The sequence below is a fragment of the Halomonas sp. CH40 genome, assembly GCA_041875495.1.
Taxonomy (GTDB): domain Bacteria; phylum Pseudomonadota; class Gammaproteobacteria; order Pseudomonadales; family Halomonadaceae; genus Vreelandella.
On sequence record CP112982.1, the window covers coordinates 2,524,957 to 2,547,082 of the forward strand.

At 57.4% G+C, this 22,126-nt stretch carries 23 protein-coding genes; 2 read left to right on the forward strand and 21 right to left on the reverse strand.

Annotation, left to right across the window (positions count from 1 at the left end; genetic code table 11):
* Positions 1–130: 130 nt before the first annotated feature.
* Genes hslO through yrfG form a run of 3 tightly spaced genes read right to left on the reverse strand, consistent with a single transcriptional unit; the run spans position 131 to position 2,143 of the window.
* Entirely contained in the window at positions 131–1,006 is an 876-nt protein-coding gene (gene hslO, locus OR573_11695; protein ID XGA79158.1) for an Hsp33 family molecular chaperone HslO, read from the reverse strand.
* Between the two features lie 59 nt (positions 1,007–1,065).
* The gene (gene hslR, locus OR573_11700) at positions 1,066–1,455 is read right to left on the reverse strand and encodes a ribosome-associated heat shock protein Hsp15 (protein XGA79159.1); all 390 of its coding nucleotides are present in this window, start codon (positions 1,453–1,455) and stop codon (positions 1,066–1,068) included.
* A gap of 10 nt (positions 1,456–1,465) precedes the next feature.
* Positions 1,466–2,143, reverse strand: coding sequence for a GMP/IMP nucleotidase (yrfG, locus tag OR573_11705; GenBank protein XGA79160.1), 678 nt, complete (start codon positions 2,141–2,143; stop codon positions 1,466–1,468).
* A gap of 85 nt (positions 2,144–2,228) precedes the next feature.
* Between yrfG and nudE the strand changes: the two genes are divergently transcribed.
* Positions 2,229–2,882, forward strand: a complete 654-nt coding sequence (gene nudE, locus OR573_11710) for an ADP compounds hydrolase NudE (protein XGA79161.1) — start codon at positions 2,229–2,231, stop codon at positions 2,880–2,882.
* 60 nt (positions 2,883–2,942) lie between these two features.
* Here nudE and OR573_11715 read toward each other — a convergent pair whose 3' ends face one another.
* From OR573_11715 to nrdR, 11 genes are all read right to left on the reverse strand, one after another.
* Entirely contained in the window at positions 2,943–3,986 is a 1,044-nt protein-coding gene (locus OR573_11715) for an oxidoreductase (protein ID XGA79162.1), read from the reverse strand.
* Positions 3,987–4,049: 63 nt separating this feature from the next.
* A complete protein-coding gene (locus OR573_11720) occupies positions 4,050–6,221 on the reverse strand; it encodes a methyl-accepting chemotaxis protein (protein XGA79163.1) in 2,172 nt (723 codons plus the stop codon).
* A gap of 217 nt (positions 6,222–6,438) precedes the next feature.
* Positions 6,439–8,967, reverse strand: coding sequence for an endopeptidase La (gene lon, locus OR573_11725; GenBank protein XGA79164.1), 2,529 nt, complete (start codon positions 8,965–8,967; stop codon positions 6,439–6,441).
* A gap of 153 nt (positions 8,968–9,120) precedes the next feature.
* On the reverse strand, positions 9,121–10,368 hold the full coding sequence (locus tag OR573_11730) for a DUF945 family protein (GenBank protein ID XGA79165.1): 1,248 nt from the start codon (positions 10,366–10,368) through the stop codon (positions 9,121–9,123).
* 40 nt (positions 10,369–10,408) lie between these two features.
* Positions 10,409–10,882 (reverse strand): phosphatidylglycerophosphatase A, encoded by a 474-nt coding sequence (locus OR573_11735; GenBank protein ID XGA79166.1) that lies wholly within the window; start codon positions 10,880–10,882, stop codon positions 10,409–10,411.
* Positions 10,879–11,844, reverse strand: coding sequence for a thiamine-phosphate kinase (thiL, locus tag OR573_11740; protein XGA79167.1), 966 nt, complete (start codon positions 11,842–11,844; stop codon positions 10,879–10,881). Before thiL ends, OR573_11735 begins: the two co-directional genes overlap by 4 nt.
* Before the next feature lie 32 nt (positions 11,845–11,876).
* Entirely contained in the window at positions 11,877–12,374 is a 498-nt protein-coding gene (gene nusB / locus OR573_11745; protein ID XGA79168.1) for a transcription antitermination factor NusB, read from the reverse strand.
* The gene (ribE, locus tag OR573_11750; GenBank protein ID XGA79169.1) at positions 12,371–12,859 is read right to left on the reverse strand and encodes a 6,7-dimethyl-8-ribityllumazine synthase; all 489 of its coding nucleotides are present in this window, start codon (positions 12,857–12,859) and stop codon (positions 12,371–12,373) included. Before ribE ends, nusB begins: the two co-directional genes overlap by 4 nt.
* 70 nt (positions 12,860–12,929) lie before the next feature.
* Positions 12,930–14,072, reverse strand: coding sequence for a bifunctional 3,4-dihydroxy-2-butanone-4-phosphate synthase/GTP cyclohydrolase II (gene ribBA / locus OR573_11755; protein XGA79170.1), 1,143 nt, complete (start codon positions 14,070–14,072; stop codon positions 12,930–12,932).
* A 68-nt stretch (positions 14,073–14,140) separates the two neighbouring features.
* Positions 14,141–15,316 (reverse strand): bifunctional diaminohydroxyphosphoribosylaminopyrimidine deaminase/5-amino-6-(5-phosphoribosylamino)uracil reductase RibD, encoded by a 1,176-nt coding sequence (gene ribD / locus OR573_11760; GenBank protein XGA79171.1) that lies wholly within the window; start codon positions 15,314–15,316, stop codon positions 14,141–14,143.
* Entirely contained in the window at positions 15,313–15,813 is a 501-nt protein-coding gene (gene nrdR, locus OR573_11765) for a transcriptional regulator NrdR (protein XGA79172.1), read from the reverse strand. Before nrdR ends, ribD begins: the two co-directional genes overlap by 4 nt.
* A 264-nt stretch (positions 15,814–16,077) precedes the next feature.
* On the opposite strand from nrdR, the gene dsbG reads away from it, so the two are divergent.
* A complete protein-coding gene (dsbG, locus tag OR573_11770) occupies positions 16,078–16,878 on the forward strand; it encodes a thiol:disulfide interchange protein DsbG (protein XGA79173.1) in 801 nt (266 codons plus the stop codon).
* A gap of 86 nt (positions 16,879–16,964) precedes the next feature.
* On the opposite strand, the gene OR573_11775 is transcribed toward dsbG, so the two are convergent.
* From OR573_11775 to OR573_11805, 7 genes are all read right to left on the reverse strand, one after another.
* The gene (locus OR573_11775; protein XGA79174.1) at positions 16,965–18,020 is read right to left on the reverse strand and encodes a c-type cytochrome; all 1,056 of its coding nucleotides are present in this window, start codon (positions 18,018–18,020) and stop codon (positions 16,965–16,967) included.
* A 6-nt stretch (positions 18,021–18,026) separates the two neighbouring features.
* Complete coding sequence (locus OR573_11780) at positions 18,027–18,689, reverse strand: c-type cytochrome (protein ID XGA79175.1); 663 nt, start codon at positions 18,687–18,689, stop codon at positions 18,027–18,029.
* A 102-nt stretch (positions 18,690–18,791) separates the two neighbouring features.
* Positions 18,792–20,123 carry an ATP-binding protein gene (locus OR573_11785; protein XGA79176.1) on the reverse strand — a complete coding sequence of 444 codons (1,332 nt, stop codon included), beginning with the start codon at positions 20,121–20,123 and terminating at the stop codon, positions 18,792–18,794.
* Positions 20,120–20,803, reverse strand: a complete 684-nt coding sequence (locus OR573_11790) for a response regulator transcription factor (GenBank protein ID XGA79177.1) — start codon at positions 20,801–20,803, stop codon at positions 20,120–20,122. Before OR573_11790 ends, OR573_11785 begins: the two co-directional genes overlap by 4 nt.
* A gap of 194 nt (positions 20,804–20,997) precedes the next feature.
* Entirely contained in the window at positions 20,998–21,405 is a 408-nt protein-coding gene (locus OR573_11795) for a YeeE/YedE family protein (protein ID XGA79178.1), read from the reverse strand.
* Positions 21,402–21,863: a YeeE/YedE family protein gene (locus tag OR573_11800; protein XGA79179.1), complete on the reverse strand. Its 462-nt coding sequence runs from the start codon at positions 21,861–21,863 to the stop codon at positions 21,402–21,404. The genes OR573_11795 and OR573_11800 overlap by 4 nt, the downstream gene beginning before the upstream one ends.
* 38 nt (positions 21,864–21,901) lie before the next feature.
* Positions 21,902–22,090, reverse strand: coding sequence for a DUF2892 domain-containing protein (locus tag OR573_11805; protein XGA79180.1), 189 nt, complete (start codon positions 22,088–22,090; stop codon positions 21,902–21,904).
* Positions 22,091–22,126 lie beyond the last annotated feature (36 nt).

Consider the following 22,126-nt stretch of genomic DNA (forward strand, 5'->3'; position numbering starts at 1 on the left):
ACAATATTTTGTGTTGCAGCGCAACACCGAGTTAAAACAACTGTTCGTTAGAACCGCTAAGTCAATTGATTATCCAATGGCTTATCGGTGGACGCTCGGTGCTGGGTGGCATTCATCCCCGACTACATTTCTAGTGAATGGTCGGGGCCGGTGCCGCCGGGTCTTCCAAAAGAGTTTCGACTTCGGCGGCGGTGTAGTGATATTCCGTGTGGCAGAAATGGCATTGGGTATCTATGGCGCCCTGCTCGGCCAAGATATCGCGCAGCTCCTTGGCGCCCAGCGTGAGCAAGGCGTTAGCCATCCGCTCACGGGAGCAGGTGCAGCCAAAGCGCAACGCCTTGGGTTCAAATACGCGCACTGTCTCCTCATGGTAGAGCCGATAAAGCACCTCGCGTTGCTCAAGCCCCAGCATTTCTTCGCGCTTGACGGTGGCGGCCAACTGCACGCTGCGCTCCCAGGCGTCGACGTCCTGATTCTGCGCTTCACTGGGTAGACGCTGCAACAGCAAGCCCCCCGCTCGCTGGCCATCTGCCGCCAGCCACAACCGAGTGGGCAGTTGCTCAGACTGGCTGAAATAAGCTTCCAGGCACCCGGCCAGATCCTCATGATCCAGCGCCACAATACCCTGATAGCGGTTGCCATCCTTAGGGTCGAGAGTGATGACAATCTGGCCGTCACCGACCAGCTCACGGAAAGGCGCCTCGCCATCAGGCAAGGCGGCGTTTTCGGCCACCCGGGCAATGGCACGCAGCTCTCCTCCAGGGTTGGATTCGGCCATCAACAATGACAGCGTACCCTGACCGCGCACTTCGATGCTCAGGGTGCCATCCAGCTTGACGGTATCCGTCAGCAACGCAACGGCGGCCAGTAATTCACCCAGCAGCGCATTGACGGCATCCGGGTAAGCGTGGCGGTCAAGCACTTCACGGTACGCCTGCTCAAGAGTGACAATCTCACCGCGCACATTGGTTTGGTCAAACAGGAAACGTTGGATTTGGTCAGACATAGAGGCAACCGGTAAAAAAGAGTGGAAGACCAGCCATCAGCAGGGTGATGATGAGGGTGTCATTCGCCCTGCTGACGCTGGAAACGCTGAATATCACGCCGTTGCTTTTTATCCGGGCGCTTAAGCGGATGCTGCATCACTTCATTGGTCAGGCGGCGGGCTTCGGCTTCTTTACTACGCCGCTGGACGCTTTCTTCGGTTTCAGCGTACAGCTTGCGGGCTTCCGGCGCTCCACGGCGCTGGTCAGATAGCGAGATAACTTCCACCTCAAAGATATCCCAGCCCTGAGGTACGCGAATCAGCGCTCCCAGCTCGACGTTCTTGCTGGTCTTTACCCGCGCGCCGTCGTATTGAACCTTGCCACCTTCTATGGCTTTCTTGGCCAGGGCACGGGTCTTGAAGAAGCGCGCTGCCCACAGCCATTTATCAAGTCGAACACTATCACTCATCGCAATACTCCTAGGCAGTCGATGAAGATTGCATCAGGTCTGCAAAACGATCCAGCGCCACAAATTCCTTGAGCACTTTTTCAGGACGCTGACTATCAGGCTCGCGGATCCCCAGCAGGTAACGAATACCGAATTCACGGGCGCTTTCCAATACCTTGGGGTTATCGTCAATAAACAGGGTGCGGGCCGGGTCAAAGGGCTCGACTTCCTGCAAGGCGAACCAGAAGGCCTGCTCCTCCTTGGCGGCGCCTACATCCTGAGAAGAAACGATCGCATCCAGATAGCTTTCCAGCCCTGTCAGCGGCAGCTTGAGTTCCAGGCTTGCCCGGTCTGCATTGGTGGCCAATATCACCCGTGGATGCTGGGTTTTAAGCCACTGAAGAAAATCCAGTGCATCGCTGCGCAGGCCAATCAGATGCTGAACCTCACGCTTTAGGGCGATGATATCCCCCCCCAGCTCCTGGCTCCAGTAATCCAGGCTGTACCAGCTCAAGGTACCCTGCATATCGGTAATACGTGCGATCAGCTGCTCTTTCGTCAATCGCGCTTGCGAGGCTTCATCAAGCTGGTGCAGTTCAACATAGCGGCGCGGCAAATGCTCAAGCCAAAAGTGGCTGTCAAAATGCAGGTCAAGCAGGGTGCCATCCATGTCCAGAAGCACGGTATCTATTGTCTGCCAGTCGATCATATCAACTCCTGCCTGGATCAAAACGTGAATTCAAAACAATGTTATTGTACCGCAATTACCCCAGAACCAGCCACGGAGGCCCCAGATGCCATCCTTTGATTCCTCTTCATCGTCAGAACAGTCACCGTCAGAACAGTCGCCAGCCGATGCGCAAAACGGCTCTCAATACCTGCAGAAGCCCCAGGTTCTTGCCTGCCAGAAGGTGACCCGTAGCCGGCTTTTCGAGGTGGAATCGCTTGATCTGCGCTTCTCTAACGGTGAAGAGCGCACGTTCGAGCGGCTGACCGGCAGTGGCCGGGGGGCTGTCATGATAGTGGCCATGCCGGACCCACAGCATGTGCTGATGATTCGTGAATATGCTGCCGGGTTCGAGGAGTATATTCTCTCGCTGCCCAAGGGCCTGGTCGACCCGGGCGAAGACATTGTCACTGCGGCCAACCGCGAATTGATGGAAGAATGCGGCTTTGGCGCCCATTGTATCGAGCCACTGACCGAACTTTCCCTGGCCCCTAACTATATGGGCCACCGGATGCAGGTACTGCTGGCCACTGACCTATACCCCAAACGCCTGCCCGGCGACGAGCCGGAACCCTTGATAGTGGAAACCCATGCCCTGGAAGAGCTGCCTGCCCTGCTATTGCGCGAGGATTTTCACGAAGCCCGCGCCATTGCTGCCTTGTATATAGCACGGGACAAACTGCGTGCCGATGAGCAGCGTCAAGACACAACTCTGTTATAGAAGACGCCAAACGCTGCTTCCTGAGCCCGATGCCTGAAAGCCTGAGCCTGGGCCGGAGCACTATACCAGTGGTATCCAGCGGCGCTGGCGGTGGCTTTCAATGCCCGCTTCCAGTAGCTGCGTGCTACACAGGGCGTCTTCAATACCGACGGGCAACGGTGCGTTCTCGCGTATCGCCGCGGCCACGCCTTGGTAATAAGCCAGGTAGTCACCCGCCTGAGTGGGGTGCGCGTAACTTACCAGTGGCGCGCCTTCACCTTCCCCTTCGCGAAGCGTCAGGGCACCGGGGGAATCATCACCCCACTGCGGCCTGGGCGTCTCGCCAGCTTTTAAACGATCCTCCTGAGGATCCAGGCCGTATTTGAGGTAGCTGCCCTGGGTGCCGTGAAGGCGAAAACGCGGGGTTGGTTCGGCCATTAGCGTACCCGCACTCAGGCTGACCCGGCAGCTGTCATAGTCGAGCAGGGCCAGAAAGTCATCATCGGCCTTGGCACCCTCCCGGCGTGTACCCAGATCGAGCAGGATGGCATTGGGCATGCCAAACAGCACACAAGCCTGATCCAGCAAGTGCGGCCCCAAGTCATACCAGATACCGCCACCGGGAATGGATTTCTCCCGCCAACGGTCGCGCACTTCGGGCCGAAAGCGGTCAAAGCGGGATTCAAACCCGGTGATCCGCCCCAGGGTGCCGGCTTGCAGCAGAGCCTTGACGGTAAGGAAGTCGCTGTCCCAACGGCGGTTATGAAACACCGATATCTGACGCTGCTGATCCGCCGCCAGCGCTTTTAACTGGCGGGCTTCTGACAGCGTCACCGTAAACGGCTTGTCGAGCACTACGTGCTTGCCTGCCATCAAGGCCGCTTTCGCCAGCGGAAAATGCGTATCGTTCGGGGTCGGGATCACCACCAGTTCGATATCCGGGCGCTGGAAAAGCGCCTTTGCCTGCTGCTCAACCTCAACGTCCAGCGCAGCTTGTACGTCAGATGCCTTGCTGGAAGATACCGCCACCAGTTCCAGGCCATGCGTGGCCTGAATCAGCGGAGCATGAAACGTCTGGCTCGCAAAGCCGTAGCCGACGAGCCCTATCTTGATCGCTGTGTGCATAAAGCCCCTTGCTGGTTATTCCGTGAGCGATTAACGCCGCTTGTGCATTTCCAGGCGTGGCCTTTAGAAGGTTTCCCAGTCCGCATGATCGTTGGCTGAGGACTGCATCGTACTCGACGATGGACGCGCCTTGTCTGCCTGCGCGGACAGCGCCAGTGGCCCCTTACTTTGCGTCAGCTGTTCCTGGCGCTGCAATGCTTTCTCGACGCTTTCTTCTTCACTGCCTTCAACGCGGAACGCCGCTACTACGTTGGCCAACTCATGGGCTTGCTGGGTCAGCTGACTGGCAGACTCGGCAATCGACTGGACACGGCTGGCATTCTGCTGGGTGACGTCATCCATCTCGGCAACAGCGGTGTTGATCTGGGCAATACCACTGCTTTGCTCTTCAGAGGCCTGAGTGATCTCTTCCATCAGGTCGCTCACCTTCATCACCTGGGCAACGACTTTTTCAATCGATGATTCCGCTTCCTGTACCGCTTCACTGCCGCCCTTGATCTCGCTATTCGAGGCATCAATCAATTGGCGAATTTCACTGGCCGCATCAGCGCTGCGGCCGGCCAGCTGGCGCACTTCACCGGCCACGACCGCAAAGCCGCGCCCTGCTTCACCAGCCCGCGCTGCTTCTACAGAGGCATTCAGGGCCAGAATATTGGTCTGAAAGGCAATACCATCAATCACGCCGATAATTTCATTCATTTTTGCAGAACGGTCGGCGATACGTTCCATTCGCTGAACCAACTTCTGCATCTGTTCGCCGGTATCCCGCGTGGCATTGGCATTTTCAACGGCCAGCTTGCTGGCCTGGCGGGCGTTATCGGTGTTCTGATGCACGGTCGCGGTGATTTCATCCATGCTCGAAGCAGTTTCCTGCAATGAGGATGCCTGCTGCTCAGTGCGTGATGCCAGATCTTCGTTTTCCTTGGCGATCCGCTGCGCGGCAGGTGTGACCACACGGACACGCTGCTCTATCTCACTGACGATACCTGATAACGATACCCGCATGGTGCGGATGGAACTGAGCAGATCGCCCAGTTCATCCTGACGTACCTGAGTAATTCGCGCGGCAAGGTTACCCGCAGCAATCTGAAAGGCAACCCGTCGTGCGTCATTCAGTGAGCGTACCAGCGACTTGAGAATCAACACGCTCAGCAACACCATGAGGCCAATTCCCACTACCAGCACGCCTGCCTGTGCAATCAGCATCTGCTGCTGCCCTCTTTCGGCCGCTGCCATCAGGTTGCCTGCCAGTTCGCGCTCGTTGGCCACCAGGGTATCCGCCGAAGCCTGAATATCGCTGAGCAAAGGCACAACGCCGTCATTGAAATGCTCAAATGCGGCAAAGCCTTCGCGGTTTTCAAGTGCCGTATAGGTATTATCAATACGGGTGCGCCATTGCTCCAGCTGCTGCTGGAATTGTTCGACGCCGGGTAAAGAGGTTTGCTCTGAATTGCTGTAGCCCTGCCAGTGAGAAAATATACGTTCCTTATTGGCTTCCCAGTGGGTCATCAAGGCAGCCAGGTCAGCACTGCGCGGGTTGCGTACCGCAGGTTCGAGGTTATTCACCGCCTGATTCACTAGACGTTCAATTGACTGCAGACTGGCAACATCCTCAAGCCCTGACTGATTCAGCCGAGCCAGCCGCTCGCCCGACACCACCAGACCGTAAACTCCTAAACCACCGGCAATGGCCAGTAAAACGACCGACGTCAACACCATGCCCATCAGCTTGGCCTGCATACTGGTGAAACTGAAACGTCCCAGCCATCCCGCCAGGCCAGTGCGCTGGATAACCCCTTTTTCCACCTTGATACCACGAACCTTGCCCTTGTGCAGCATGGCGGCATACACGCGCTCGGCACGCCGGATATCTTTCTCACTGGCCTGCCGACGCACTGAGGTATACCCCACCACCCGGTCAGCATCACGCAGGGGAGCCACCGTCGCCTGCACCCAATAGAAACTGCCGTTTTTGCAGCGGTTTTTGAGTATGCCTTGCCAGGTATGCCCTGCCTTCAGGGTTTTCCACATATCTTCAAACAAGCCAGAAGGCATGTCCGGGTGGCGCATCAGGCTATGGGGGGCGCCAATCAGTTCTGCATGTGAATAACCGCTGACAGCGATAAAAGCAGGGTTAGCGTAAGTTATCACGCCATTGAGATCAGAGCGTGAAATGAGCACGTCATCTTCTTCAAGACGGTATTCCTGATTTGTCACAGCCTGGTTATTTCGCATAGTTGTCTCGTGTTATCACTGTCAGTTCGGCCAAGGCATCAATAACGTTGTCGACCAAATTATTAAAAACAGTGAACAACCCTAAGCAGATTAACGTTAAGAGACAACTACTTTCGTTTAATGCTGTTAACGTTCCAGCACCACGCTATCAGAACGACAAACGCCACCCGGCCAAGGTGGCGTTCAGTCGTATCATTGCCGTGTTACCTGTACGGCATCAGGCAAAGACGATATCGGCAACATCCTGATAGCGCTCAGCAAAGTGCACGGTAACGCCATCGGTAATGTAATCCGGCAGCTCGGCATAATCGCGCCGGTTGGCTTCGGGCAAAATCACCTCGAAGATATCGCTACGCCGGGCGGCAATCACTTTTTCACGAATACCCCCGACCGGTAAAACCTGCCCGGTGAGCGTCAATTCGCCGGTCATCGCCAGGGGACGATTAATCGATTGATGCCTGGCTAGAGACAGCAAGGCGGTGGTCATCGTCACCCCGGCAGACGGGCCATCCTTGGGGGTAGCGCCTTCAGGCACGTGAAGATGCACAAAGGCCGAATCGAAGAAATCCGCATCAGCGCCGTGGTCTTGCAGATGGCCCAGCGTATAGCTGTACGCGATATTGGCCGACTCCTGCATGACATCACCCAGCTTGCCGGTCAGCTTGAAACCACGATCCAGAGTATGCACCTTAGTGGCTTCAATCGGCAGGGTCGCACCACCCATGGAAGTCCAGGCCAGGCCGGTCACCACGCCTTCGCCTTTAAGCACTTTTTCCTTGCGGAAAATCGGCGCGCCGAGAAATTCCTCCAGATTATTGATCGATACCTTGACGCTTTGCTGGTCGTTTTCCAGCAGCTTGACCGCTGCCTTGCGCACAATCCGATGCAGTTGCTTTTCCAATTGGCGCACACCGGCTTCCCGGGCATAACCTTCAATCACCTGCCTGAGAGCCGCATCGGTGAGATTGATACGCTTTTTGGTCAGGTTGTCGCGCTTGAGCAGTTTGGGCCACAGGTGGTGCTTGGCAATCGCGACTTTTTCTTCAGCGATATAGCCTGACAGGCGAATCTGCTCCATGCGATCCAGCAAAGGCCCAGGAATCGAATCCAGGGTATTAGCGGTACACACAAACAGCACCTTGGAGAGATCCAGGCGGACATCCAGATAGTGATCAAGGAAATCCACATTCTGTTCAGGGTCGAGCACCTCCAGTAGGGCCGACGCCGGGTCGCCCTGATAGGACTGGCCCAGCTTGTCGATCTCATCCAGCATGATCACCGGGTTCTCAACCTCAACTTCCTTAAAGGCCTGCACCAGCTTGCCCGGCATGGCACCAATATAGGTACGCCGATGGCCCTTGATTTCAGCCTCATCGCGCATGCCACCCACCGAGAAGCGGTAAAACTTGCGCCCTAAAGCTTCGGCGATTGAGCGGCCAACCGAGGTTTTACCCACCCCCGGTGGGCCAACCAGCAATACCATGGAACCGCCGACATCGCCTTTGAAAGTACCCTCGGCAAGAAACTCGATGATGCGTTCCTTGACGTCCTTAAGGCCGTCATGGTCACGATCCAGCACCGTACGCGCATGGGCCAGATCCAGTTTGTCATCACTGGTCACGCCCCAGGGCAGGCAGGTCAGCCAGTCCAGGTAGTTACGGGTGGTGCCGTATTCCGGTGAGCCGGTTTCCAGCACGCTCAGCTTGTTCAGCTCTTCATCAATGCGCTCCTGAACCCGCTCAGGAACCGTCAGGTTTTCCAGGCGCGCACGGAAGGTATCCACATCGTTTTCACGATCATCCTTGGAAATGCCCAGCTCACGCTGAATGACCTTGAGCTGCTCACGCAGGAAAAACTCCCGCTGGCGCTCCTGCATCTGGGCGTTGACCTGCTCACTGATCTCGCTTTGCAGCTGGGCAACGTCGATTTCCTTGCGCAACAGCGGTAATACTTTCTGCATCCGCTCGCTGACCGGCAAGGTGGCCAGTACATCCTGCAGCTCCGGCCCTTTGGCAGAGGTAATCGCGGCGGCAAAGTCCGTCAACGGCCCTGGCTGATTGGGGCTGAAGCGGTTCAGGTAATGCTTCAGCTCCTCGCCATAGAGGGGGTTGATCGGCAGCAGCTCCTTGATACCGTTGATAATCGCCATGGCGTAAGCGCGGGTTTCTTCATTTTCCGCATCAACGGGTTCTTTGGGGTAGCTGACCTCGACCAGATACGGTGGTTTCCTGGATAGCCAGCGCTGGATTTTGAAACGCTGCAAACCCTGAGCAATGAACTGTACCTGCTCGTCCTCTCTTTTCAGCTTATGAACCTTGACGGCGGTTCCTACCTCAGGAAAGTCGTCTTCACTGAGCGACTCCAGGCCTGCCTCGCCAACAAAGGCCACACCAATCGTATGATGAGGAGTATTGCCGACCCGGCGCATGGTTTCTTCCCAGCGCTCGCGGTTGATGACCAGCGGCTGAACCTGAGCTGGGAAAAACGGCCGATTATGAATAGGCAGCAGATAGATGCGTTCAGGCAGAGCGTCGCTTGCCGAGATCAGTGAATTGACTTTTTCACCGTCTGAGCGGTAATCCTGTGACGACGACGCTTCATAGGCTGATGTTTCCTCTTCTGCCAGCCATTCAGGGGCATCGCTTGTCTGGCCTTCATTATCTTGGCCAGTATTGTCGTCGCGATCACTGGCGTGATGCTCGTTTTCGTCAGTATCGTGGGTATGATTGAAGTCCTGGTCGCTCATGCGCCCTCCATTCAATAAGTTGGCGGCATGATCGCCGCCCGGTGTTGCCTAAAAAATGCGGGCAGGCATGGCAAACTTCAAGGAGGACTAACAAAATAGAGGGTATCAGGCAGGCCAACCCAGGACTTTTATCAACTCAAAGCCTTCATCAACTCAAAATTCAGGTAGCGGGCGGCCGTTGACGCGCCAGCTTCCGGCGATAAGATCAAACGTCAATGAACGCGTGCCTATCGGCAGACCTAGCCACAGGGCAGCCACCGATGGGGCATCATTCCAGGTGATGTCACCATCCAGGCGGGAACGCCAACGTGCCTGCATGGCCTCGTTATCCGCATGCACCAGGCTTAGCTCTTCAAGGTCGCGGGCATCAAAAAATAGCGCACCTTCCGCGCTGGCATTGATCTCGAGCAGCGGGCTTTCAAGGTTGATGGTAGTGATATCCAGCCGGGGAGAATCCTGAAGCGCATTCAGCAGCAGTGGCTCCAGGCGCGTTAACAAACCATCGGCTACAGGCATGGAAGTATCGCCCCAGGCGGCTTCCTGGCGCAGCTTGGCAAATATCTGACGCACTGAATCGGCATTGATGCGTGACAGCTCGGCGGCAATTCTGCCCTTTAGAATGGGTGTATCCGGGGCTTCTTCAGTCAACAGGGTATCACCAATGACAAGCTCGCCTGTGACGCTTAACTCGCGTTCATCCAGATGCATTTCACTATGCACATCAATGGGTTCAACTTTAAGGTTAAGATCCGGGTGAGCTAGGTTCAAGGTGCTGATATGCAGATGGTCGCGCTGATTGAAGTGGTAGGCATCTTCAATGTAGGTATAGCGGCTTTTAAGTTCGACAGGGCCAATCTTCAGGCTGGCATCGCGGTCGGTAAAGGTGAGTTGATCCAGGCTGGCGTTCAGACGCCAATCGCCATAGACGCCTTCAATACCCATTCTGGCACCACGCACATTCAACTGACGGCCATTTTGTTCAACAATCAGCGGCGCCAGCGCAAGGCGCAATTCGGTACGCCCCCCCAGGGTGTGATAGCGCCCCTGCCAACGTGGGTAAGAACGCACGGATACATCCCCCACTGCCCGCTGCAACTGGGTATCCAGCCTGGGCAGCAAGGCGCCTTCAACGTCGGTGCTCAATAACCCATGGCGAGCCTGATAAGAGACTTCCAGGCGCCAGGGCCGTCCCAGTAGCGGCGAAATCACAATTCGCCCGTGGGAATTAAGCCAGCCCGGGTGGCTTTCCACCCGCTGCATCCGCCATTCTCCACGGGCATTCAGGCCATTCAGTGCCTGGCGAAGGCTATGTTCAAACAGGATGCTGGAAAGCAACTGGGCTGCCATCCATAAAGCAGCCAGCGAGGCAATTATCGGGACAACAAGTCGTTCCTTGCGCATGATGCCACTCCTGGGAACACCGCCAAGACGGCAAAACGAATCAATGCAGCCAGAACCATAGATGCATGGTACTCCAGGCATACAAACCGGCCATCACATCATCAATCATGATGCCAAAGCCGCCCGCTACACGACGGTCAGCCCAGCGGATCGGCCAGGGTTTGAACACATCAAAAACGCGAAATACCACAAACCCCCATAGCGCAGACTCCCAGGAAAACGGTACCGCTGCCATGGTGATCCAATAGCCGACAAACTCATCCCAGACAATCCCGGAATGATCATGAACCCCCAGATCCCGGGAGGTCTTTTCACATAGCCATACACCCACAATAAAGGTGACGACGATAATTCCCATGTACCAGCCAAAGGGCAGATCTGCCATCAGCCAGTAAAAGGGAATAGCCGCCAAGGTACCAAAGGTACCCGGGGCAAAAGGCACGGCACCACTGCCCAAACCAAAGGCAAAAAAATGCGTGGGGCGCCGCCAAACGCTCGCGGGCGCTTTATTCATGGCGTTTCTCCCACAAAGTGTTGCCAGCCATCCTGGCTTTCAGACATTACACCGCTGACCCCTGGCGTGTCGATACATTGGCCAATCGCCGTCAAGGGCACGCCCAGGCTGGCTAAGGCTGAACATGCTTCAACCCAATGGTTTTGCGGGATGCTGACCAGCAACTCATAGTCATCGCCGCCGCTTAATGCCGCCTGCCGTGCGCCTGAAAGCCCCAGTGCTTCCGGCAGGCCTTCGGCCAGGGGGATGGCATCCGCATCAAGCTCGGCGCCCACGCCTGACGCTCGGCGCAAATGGCCCAGATCCGCCAGCAGGCCGTCAGAGATATCCAGGGCAGCGGAAGCCAGCCCCGTCAGCGCCTGACCTGCCGCCAGACGTGGCGTGGGCAGCAGGTAACGCTTCAATAGAGGATGTTCAAGGTCACGTTCGCCCTGCTGCCAGAGCGCAAGCCCTCCTGACCCGCCCCCCAGGGCGCCGGTCACGGCAATGATATCCCCCGGGCGAGCGCCGTGACGAGTCAGCGCCTGCCCACTGGCCACTTCGCCCATCACGGTCACACTGATCGCCAGCTGACCGGCGGTGATATCGCCACCCACCAGCCCGGTGTCATGCTGTCTACACAGTGCCAGAAAGCCGTCTGAGTAGGCTTGCATCCAGGCGCTGCCACTAGCGGTATCGTTCCAGGTGCGCTGATCAAGCGCCAGCGCCATCAGACACCAGCGTGACTGCGCGCCCATCGCCGCCAGATCAGAAAGAGCCACAGCCAGCGCCCGGTGGCCCACTGCATGGGCCGGCGCATCGGCGGGGAAATGCACATCCACCACAGAGGTATCCACGCTGACCACCAACTGCTGGCCAGGCGAAGGAGTCAACAGGGTGGCATCGTCACCCACGCCAAGGGCAACGCCGTCCCCCGCAGCGGTCGTAAAGAATTCTTGGATCAGATCAAATTCGGCTAGCACCTTGCCCCCTTGATCATCCAGGCAGGTGACGATCAGCGCCGACGCGCGCTGACCTCAGCGCTGCGCAGACGGCTTGCCAGTTTATCCAGAATACCATTGACGTACTTGTGACCGTCCGTGGCGCCAAAGGATTTGGCCAGCTCGACCCCTTCATTGATCACCACGCGATACGGCACCTCGTGGCGCTTGGCCAGCTCATAGGCACCCAGACGCAGAATCGCCAGTTCGACCGCATCCAGATCGACCAGGCGGCGATCCAGCAGCGGCGCGATATCACGATCCAGCTCTTCCTTGAAGCGTGCCGTGTTATGCAGCAGATCATGGAACAATGCCTGATCGGCGATCTGCATCACCTTGGCCCAGTTCTCGTGATCTTCCAGGTCATCATCCGGCTTCTGGCTGCGAAACTCGGCTTCAATCGAGGTCATCGACTTACCGGTCATGTGCCATTGATAGAGCCCCTGCACTGCCAGCTCACGCGCCGCATGGCGGCCTTCCTGAGCGGCAGTCGGTTTACGGGGTTGGCTCATTGCGCCGCCTCCGGAGAGAGCGCGCGCAGCAGAGAGACCATTTCCATTGCCGCCATGGCCGCTTCGGTGCCTTTATTGCCTGCCTTGGTGCCCGCGCGCTCGATAGCCTGTTCGATGGATTCAACGGTCAACACACCGTTGGCAACCGGCGTATCAAACTCAAGCTGCAGAGAGTTCATCGCGGTATTGCAGCCACCGGCAACGTATTCAAAATGCGGGGTTCCGCCACGAATGACTGCACCTAGCGCAATCACTGCATCCGGCTTGACCGTCTTGAGCACTTTCTTAACCGCCAGCGGCAATTCCCAGGCGCCCGGTACGTGAACAATCTGGATCTGTTCGCTGTCAACGCCATGGCGCACCAGGCTGTCCACGGCGCCTTCTACCAGGCTATCGACCACATGATGGTTGAAGCGGCCAACCACGAGCACATAACGGCCATCAACATCGAAAAAGTTGCCTTCAACTTGAGAAAGGGGTTCCATCAAACGTTACCTACCTAAAATGAATCCTGCTAAAAATGGGTCTGACTGAACGTCAGCCTTACTGCTACGTCTATTCGCTGGTGTCGTCCGGATTCAGACGCTCAACCACTTCAAGGTCAAAGCCTGAAAGCGCTGAAAATTTCCACGGCGAGCTGAGCAAACGCATCTTGCCAACACCCAGGTGACGCAGAATCTGCGACCCCGTACCAATGGTCAGATAGTTGCCCGCACCATCCGAATCGCTGGTACGCGGCTGGCGCATCCGGTCAAGCAGGATATCCAGCTGATCTTTCAGATCCTGATGCGGGCGCGCATCATCAATCAGCACAAAGACACCGGGCGCTGAACCGGCAATCTCGGCCAGTGAGCGCTGGGCATCCCAACGCACCTTGCCATCCTTCATCAGCCCCATGATATCGCGTAGGGTATCCGCCAGGTGCACGCGCACCGTGGTGGGCTGATCTGGAGTTGGCTGGCCATTCACCAGCGCAAGGTGGTGGGCACCCTGAATGCGGTCACGAAAAACATGCAAGGTCATATCACCGTAAACCGTCGGCTGGGGCAGTGCTTCCAGGTGATCAACCGTCTGCTCGTTGACGATACGGTAATGAATCAGATCGGCAATCGTGCCCATCTTGATACCATGGGTCTGTGCGAAAACCTCAAGCTCGGGGCGCCGTGCCATGCTGCCATCGTCATTCATGATTTCACAGATTACACCGCTGGGGTCACAGCCGGCCAGCGCTGACAGGTCACAGGCAGCCTCGGTATGCCCTGCGCGCCGCAAAACGCCGCCTGGCTCTGCCATCAGCGGAAAGATATGCCCTGGCTGAACAATATCCGTCGGTTTGGCATTGGCGGCAACGGCTGCCTGCACGGTGCGTGCACGATCTGCGGCAGAAATACCCGTCGTCACCCCTACGGTTGCTTCAATCGAAAGAGTGAACTTGGTGCTGAAACCTGAGCCGTTGTCCCTGACCATCAGCGGCAGGTTCAACTGCTCGCAACGCTCACGGGTCATCGGCAGGCAGATCAACCCGCGGGCATGACGTGCCATGAAATTGATATGTTCGGCCTGAACCTTCTCAGCCGCCATGATGATATCGCCTTCGTTTTCGCGATCCTCATCATCCATGAGAATCACCATCTTGCCCTGGCGAATATCGTCGATTAGTTCTGCGATAGGGGCCAAGCCCCCAGAGGAGTGCGCCATGAAATCTCCCAGTCTGAGTCGCATTAGTGCGATGTGCGCGTCAGGGTACCTTGCCTCGGCCCACTGCGCTAGGCCCTAGTGATTTGAGCACCATTGCCTGGATCACCATCTTGAATAACGGGCGAAGCAATAATCCGCCAATCGCGCCCTACCGCACGAATATCATGAATAGTCAGTTGCCGCTGATCCGCCATACGCGCAATACCCGATAAATTGAACAGGCCGCGGGCATCTCCGCCTAACAGGGTCGGCGCCATATAAAGGTGCATTTCATCGACCAGGCCAGCATCCAGAAAGGCACCGGACAGGGTGGCACCGGTTTCCACCAGCAGTTCGTTGATCTGTTCGTGTTCAGCCAACCAGGCCAGCATGCCAGCCAGTTCAACGCGGCCATCCTCACCGGCGGGCAACACCTGCACCTCGGCACCCGCCTGCTCAAGCTTGGCGCGCTTTTCAGCACTGCCCGCCTGTGTCGTCATGATCAGGGTGCGGCCCGGTGCCATCAGGCAGGCAGCAGCCAGTGGCAAGCGTAAATGGGTATCAAGAATGACCCGCAGCGGCTGGCGACGCACAATATCATCGGCGTCTGCCAGCCCTAGCTCTGCGCTACGCACCGTCAGGCGTGAATCATCCATGATCACCGATTCCACCCCGCTCAGAATGGCGCTTGAACGTGCCCGCAGCTGTTGCACCTGGCGGCGTGCCTCGGGGCCAGTAATCCATTGCGATTCCCCCGAGCCCATGGCCGTACGGCCATCCAGGCTCATCGCCATCTTAAGGCGCACAAAGGGGCGTTGGCGTTCCATACGCGACACAAACCCCGGATTAAGGCGGCGAGCATCGTCTTCCAGCAGCCCGACATCCACCGTCACACCGGCATCCCGTAACAGCTGGATACCCCGTTCGCTCACCTGCGGGTTAGGGTCTATCATGGCCACCACCACTCGCCGGATACCCGCCTTGTGCAAGGCCACCGCACAGGGGCCAGTGCGACCGGTATGCGAGCAGGGTTCCAGCGTCACATAGGCGGTTGCCCCTGTAGCGCGCTCACCGGCGTCGTTCAGGGCATGGACTTCAGCGTGAGGTTCGCCTGCGCGCTGATGATAACCCTCTCCGACAATCTCACCGTCACGGGCAATCACACAGCCAACCCGAGGGTTAGGGGCCGTTGTGTACAGGCCACGCTCTGCCAGATGCAGTGCCCGGGCCATATAGGTATGATCCTGCTGGGTAAAGGTGGTCACTGGGTACCTCGCGGCGCCTTTCCAGAGGTGCTTTCCTCCTCTTGCGGCTCCTGAGAGAGGCGGTCTATTTCAGCGCGGAATTCATCCAGATCCTGGAACTTGCGATACACCGAGGCAAAGCGGATATAGGCAACCTGATCAAGGGTCTTCAGCGCCTGCATCACAAACTCACCGATATCCAGTGCATTGATTTCCCGATCGCCCCGCGCACGCAACACCTGGCGAATGCGTTCGATCGCCGCTTCGGTTGCCTCAGCGCTGACCGGGCGTTTTTCCAACGCCCTTAACATGCCAGCGCGCAGCTTACGCTCATCGAACATTTCCCGGGAGCCGTCGGATTTCACCACACGAGGCATGATCAGCTCAGCGGTTTCATAGGTTGTAAAGCGTTCATGGCAGGCCGCGCACTGGCGGCGGCGGCGAACCTGGTCGCCATCAGCGACCAGGCGGGAGTCTGTGACTCGGGTATCGTGAGCACCACAAAAGGGGCAATGCATGGCATCAACCTGTTATCGAAAGTTGCGAACGGATGTCGCTGACATCCAGGCATACGCGACTGGCAAACCAAATATGACCGTATTGTATCGATTTAGCCGCTTTAATGCAGTCTTTAGCATTGACGACGTGATAAACGCCTCTACATATAATCGGCACATAACCTCACATTGGCACAATAAGATCATTAACGAACCCTAACCAAAATACTGATCAGCCAGCGCCCACATGCTGTATCTTGATTTACACACTTGCAGATTCCATTGATGAGCAACCACCTCATGCTGATATCGCTTTCATCGCTTTTCCGAACATCACCGCTGCTGATATCTTTCAGCTTGCTGGCAGGCCATGTGGCTGCCAGTGAAACGTCACTCCCCGCCCCCGTTAAAGCCCTGACTGAAAAAGGCATCGAGATACACAGCCAGTTCAGCGCCCCCGGCGGATTGAAAGGCTTTGGTGCCAGCGCTCAGGGGCGCGAAATGGCTGTCTACCTGACCCCTGACGGCGAACACGCCATCGTTGGCACCCTGATGGACAGCGCAGGCAATGACCTGACCGCCCCCCAGCTGGATGAACACGTACGCGCCCCACTGGAAGCCCAGACCTGGCAACTGCTGGAAGATAGCCACTGGATTCAGGATGGCGACCCACAGGCACCACGGGTGGTGTACACCTTTACTGACCCCAACTGCCCTTACTGCCAACAGCTATGGGAAGCCGCACGCCCCTGGATTGAGGCAGGCGAAGTACAGCTGCGTCATATCATGGTCGGCATACTCAAGGCCCAGAGTCCCGCTCAGGCGGCTGCGTTATTGGGTGATGACAACCCTGCTGAAGCCCTGAAGGCACACAAGCTGGGTGAGGAAGTTGCCGCCAGCGCCCAGCCCCGTGATATCGAACAGCAGGTATTGGACAATAATCAGCTGTTTGAGGAACTGGGCCTTTACGCCACGCCAACCAGCGCCTTTCAACGCCGTACGCAGGAGGGCGTCATACGCATCGAACGGATTGAAGGCATGCCAAGCCAGCAACGCCTGGAAGAGATGATGGGTGGAGCGAGGTGAGTGGTGAGTGGTGAGTGGTGAACCAAAAACGCCTGGTGGGTTGCCCCGCCAGGCGTTTTTTCTGGCTTATTCTTAGCGTTTCGTGATCAGTCTTCCAGGTCTTCAAAACGTGGCACGCCGACATTCCAGGGCACGACACTGTCGCCTTTCTCGCCCCAGTTGGCGTGATCCGCCAGGCGATGATTATCTTCCTCGCGAATCTGTCCGTAGCTTGAGTTCTTGTGGAAGGTCGGGCCAAAGCGCTCCAGCACTTCGTCAACATCACCCGCATAGCGGGGATCCTGAGGACGTTCCTGCTGCGTCATGTAATAGGCCACATCCCAGGCGTCCTGATCAGACAGCGATAGCGGCTGCCCCAGCGGCATGTTGTTCTTGATAAAGCCAGCCGCTGTGTGGGTACGTACGATGCCAGCCCCCCAGTTATTGGAGCCATCTCCCCACGGGGCTGGAAAGACGTACTTGCCGTCTTCATAGTGCCCTGAGCCATCTTCCTGATGACAGATAACGCACTGGTCCTGATAAACCGCTTTACCGTTGGCATAGCTGAGTTCTTCCGGTCGATCAGGTGCCGGGAAACCACGCCCGTAGATGGGCTGATCAGGATACATGGGCGCACCGGTCGCCAGCCACTGATGGTAGGCAGATAGCGCCAGCATGTCATCACTGCCGTATTCCGGCGGCGTACCGTTCATCGAGTAGGCGAAGCAGCCGGCAATGCGCTCCTCAAGGTTGTTGACGTGCTGATTCTTGCCACGAAAATCCGGCAGGGTGACCGCAGCAGGCCAGATCGGTGCGCTGAACGGCTGGCGGCCTTCACCCAGGTGGCAGCTGGAACAGTTCATGTCGTTAAAGACATTTTTACCGCGCAGCTGTTGGGTGTCGGTAAACAGCTCATACCCGCGGCGAATGACTTTCTTGAGCTCAGGATGAATATCCGCTTCTTCCAGGTCTGCCATGGTAGGCGGCACATGCACCAACTCGTTTTCCTTGGGCGCCGGGTAGCCCAGCTCCACCAGCGTCTGATAAGGCGCCTCAGCTTCCTGTTGCTCACTGTCATCAGCGGCTTGTGCCATCATGCCGGTTGCCAAGGCAACAGATACCCCGGATACGGCCAGCGCCAGGCTTTTCTTGGATATATTCATTTTTTATTACTCCCCCTCTTCTACGTCTGGCGCCTGGCTGGCATACCAGGCCGATACGGCGGCGATGTCATCATCGCTCATACGCTTGGCAATCGCCCCCATCAGATTCTGAGGGTCATTGGAGCGCTCGCCGTCTTTCCAGGCATGCAGTTGGGCGCTGATATAACCGGCATGCTGACTGGCAACCCCTGGAAAATCACTGCCTACCCCAGTGCCCCCCGGGCCATGGCAGCTGGCACAGGAAACAATGTAATCATCCCAGTCGCCGCGGTTAGCCAGTTGCTCTCCGCGTGCCAGGATGGCATCGCTGGCTTCTTCGCCCCCTGACGCCGGCGTTATCTCCATCTGGCTGTAATAAGCTGCCACATCGGCAATCTGCTGATCGTCCAGCATGTTGGCGAAAGGCATCATGCTAGCGTTCTGGCGGCGGCCCGACTTGAAATCATGCAGCTGCTTTTCAATGTAACCAGCATCCTGGCCTGCCAAACGCGGCCAGGATTCCCCTCCGGGTACATTCATCCCGCTACCGTTGGCCTGATGGCAGGCAGTGCAAGTCGCCGCTGCTGCCTGACCACGCTGTGGGTCGCCAGGTTCCAGTGCCAGTGTGCTGCCTGCACTCAAACCAGCGCCGAGTAGCAGGCCTAGCCCGCCTAATATCCTCTTGCTCATCACGGTTTCCCCTGTGGTGTTATGATTATGAACCCCTTGAAATTCCCTACCTGCCTTATGAACATAGCCCATAGCAGCGCATCAAGGAGTGAACTGTGCCTTTCACTCGCGGGCAGCGAGCAAAGACGCAGGCACAACAAATTCGGCAACCAGACCGCCGCCCTGGTCATTGTGAAACGCCAGACGACCGCCAAAACGCTCGGCAATGGCCGCCACTATCGCCAGGCCAAGGCCGCTACCCTGCTCCTTGCTGGCACGCCAGAAACGCTGGGGCAGTTGCTCCAACGTTTGCTCAGAGACACCTTCGCCCCTGTCTCTTACCCGAAAAGCCACGGCCTTTTCTCCCTCAAGCCAGCGGGCATCCACATCAATCGGTTGGTCTTTCGGGCCATGGCATAGGGCGTTATCCAGCAGATTACGCAGGGCGGTGATGGCAAGCTCCCTGGGCATTGCCAGCACCGCCCCAGGCCACTGGCCGAGCACCACAAAACGAGTGGCATCCGGCGCCCGAGAATCCGCCATGGCGCAAGTTGCCACATCGGCCACATGGCTTTCCTCGCCATCATCAAAGCGTAGCCGACCTTCTACCCGTGCCAGCATCAATAGCTGATCCAGCGTTCGGCTTAACCGCACAACGCCCTGCTCGGCATGGGCCAGCGACGCTGCTGCCGCCTCCCCGTCTACCCGCCGCGCGACCTGAAGGTGCGTCTTGATCGCCGTCAGCGGTGTGCGCAACTCATGGGCAGCGTCGTTAGTAAAACGCTGCTCACGAATAATCGTCTGCTGCACTCGGGCCAGTAGCCCGTTCAAGGTTTCAATCAGTGGCTGGATTTCAGCGGGCACGCCATAGGTAGAAATCGGCGCCAGCGCATCCGGATGGCGGTTTGCCAGCGATTCGCGCAGGCGCGTCAAAGGAGCAAGGCCGCGCCAAACCACCAGCCACAGCGCCAGAAGGCTGCCCACCAGGGCCACCACAAAGGGCACGACGGCAACGCGCATGACATCACTCAGCAGCATGTCGCGCTCGTCCATACGGTCGGCGGTGGTAATCGTCAGCCCGCCCCTTTCATAGGTGAACACTCGCCAGGTCATGTCGCCTTCCTCGCGGTAGGCATGGCCACGCTCACCTGGGGTCAGAATGTCTTCCATATCGGTATGAGTGCGTGCCATGATTTCTCCACGCGGGGAATGCACCTGACAGGCCAGCCCTTCAATCGGTGGAATCGACAGCGCCCGTTGATCCGCCTGTTCCCATACTTCAGGCGGGAGTTGCAGCATCAGCCCGGCCACCATCCGTGCCGACTGGGCCAGACGCTGATCAAGGGTTTCTACCACCTTTTCTTCCAGATCCCACATCAGCCAGGCCGCCGCGCTACCCCACAGCAGCAGCAGAGTCGCCCCAAGGGTCAACAGTAGACGGACGCGCAGGCTCAAGGGGTATCTCCAGGAACAACAGATGCCTTGCCCAGGCGGTAGCCGAGGCCACGCACGGTTTCAATCACACCGGCGCCTAACTTGCGGCGTAAATGATGGATGTGAACATTCAGCGCATTGCTTTCCACATCGTCATTCATGCCATAAAGGCTGTCTTTCAGCTGATCGGCGGTGAGGACACTGCGGGGCGCATGGAGGAAGGCTTCGAGCAAAACCAGCTCACGACGGGACAGGGTGACGGGTTCTCCGTTGAGCATTACCTCGCGGGCCACCGGGTCCACTGCCAGCGCGCCGTGCTGGATGATACCGCTACTGCGCCCTGACGCCCGTCGAAGCAAGGCATGTAAACGTGCCACCAGCTCATCAAGATCAAACGGCTTGACCAGGTAATCATCAGCCCCGCTGTGCAACCCGTCGACCCGATCACGCACAGCATCCCTTGCGGTCAGCACCAGTACCGGGATCTGCACGCCCTTGCTGCGCCACTCTTCCAGCAGCTGCAGGCCGTCACCGTCAGGCATTCCGCGATCAAGCACCACTACATCGGTGGTCACCGTGGCCAGTGCCTGGCGCGCTGCCTGCAGGGTTACCACATGGTCGACCACAAAATCATAGGTCATCAGGCCAGCGCGGATGCCAGCGGCCACCAGAGCATCATCTTCAACCAGCAAAACATGCATAACGGATCCTTTCTGTTAGCTTCAAGCATGACAAGGCGGCATTAACCAAACGTTAAGTCTTGGCCCATCATTTGCCTCACAACAAAAAAAGCCCCTGCTAACAAGGGTCAGCAGGGGCATGATTACGACTAAAGAACCAATTATCGGCGGCGCAAAAGGCTATTTTGCAGCCCGCGCAATCCTCGGCATAGGCCTTAACGGCTTAAACGCTGTGCAGCAAACCAGCCCACCACCATGGTCACTAGCATCGCCGCCAGAGGCAAGGAAATGCCGCCAATCGAGGCAATCGCAGGACCAGGACAATACCCGGATAACCCCCAACCAATCCCAAACAGGGCGGCGCCTCCCAGCAGTTTGCTATCCAGATCCTGTCTGGTTGGCAACTGGAAACGCTCACCCAACAGAGGAGCATTCTGCTTGAACACCAGACGATACCCCACAAAGCTGGTCACCACGGCCCCGCCGAGAACAAACATCAGAGTGGGATCCCAGGCACCGGCAATATCCAGAAACCCCAGCACCCGGGCCGGGTCGGTCATTCCAGATATCGCCAGGCCTAAACCAAACAGCAACCCGGCCACATAGCCCATCACCATCCTCATGCGCCACCTCCAATCACATGGCGAACCACGTAAACCGTAATGATGGCCGTGACCAGGAAGGTCACGGTGGCTGCCAGTGAACGCACGGACAGGCGCGCCAGGCCACACACACCGTGACCGCTGGTACAACCACTGCCAAGGCCTGTCCCTACACCCACCAGGAAACCGGCAACCAGCATCAACAAGACACCCCCGGCCGGTTCGCCGATGACCATTCCCGGGGCATTGGCCACGTTACCCAGACCACCACCCAACGCCATCACCAACAGTGGCCCACTAATCAGGCCCAACAGGAAGGTGATACGCCAGGCGCTGTCGCCTTTCGGCCGCTGGGTAATCAGGTTACCCACGATGCCACTAATGCCCGCGATACGCCCCATGGTGCCCATCAGCCAGACGGCTGACAGCCCAATCAGAATACCGCCGACCAGCCCTTGCAGGGTTGCCGTCCAGTCCACTCTGTTCTCCTTGACTTAAATGCGTTTTGCTAAGCGGCTTACTTGGTTTTACAGGTGTTGATACCCAGCAAGGAATACGCCGGGCAGGTGTTCAATAAACCGGTTGCCAAGGGCACCACACCAATCCAGCCCCAGACACCGATCGTGCCGGTCAGGGCGAGAACGATCAGCAAAGCGCCAATAGCGATACGTGCAATCTTATCAATACCACCAACGTTAGTTTTCATAGTTAACTCCTTGATTTTATGACGTTATAAAACGTC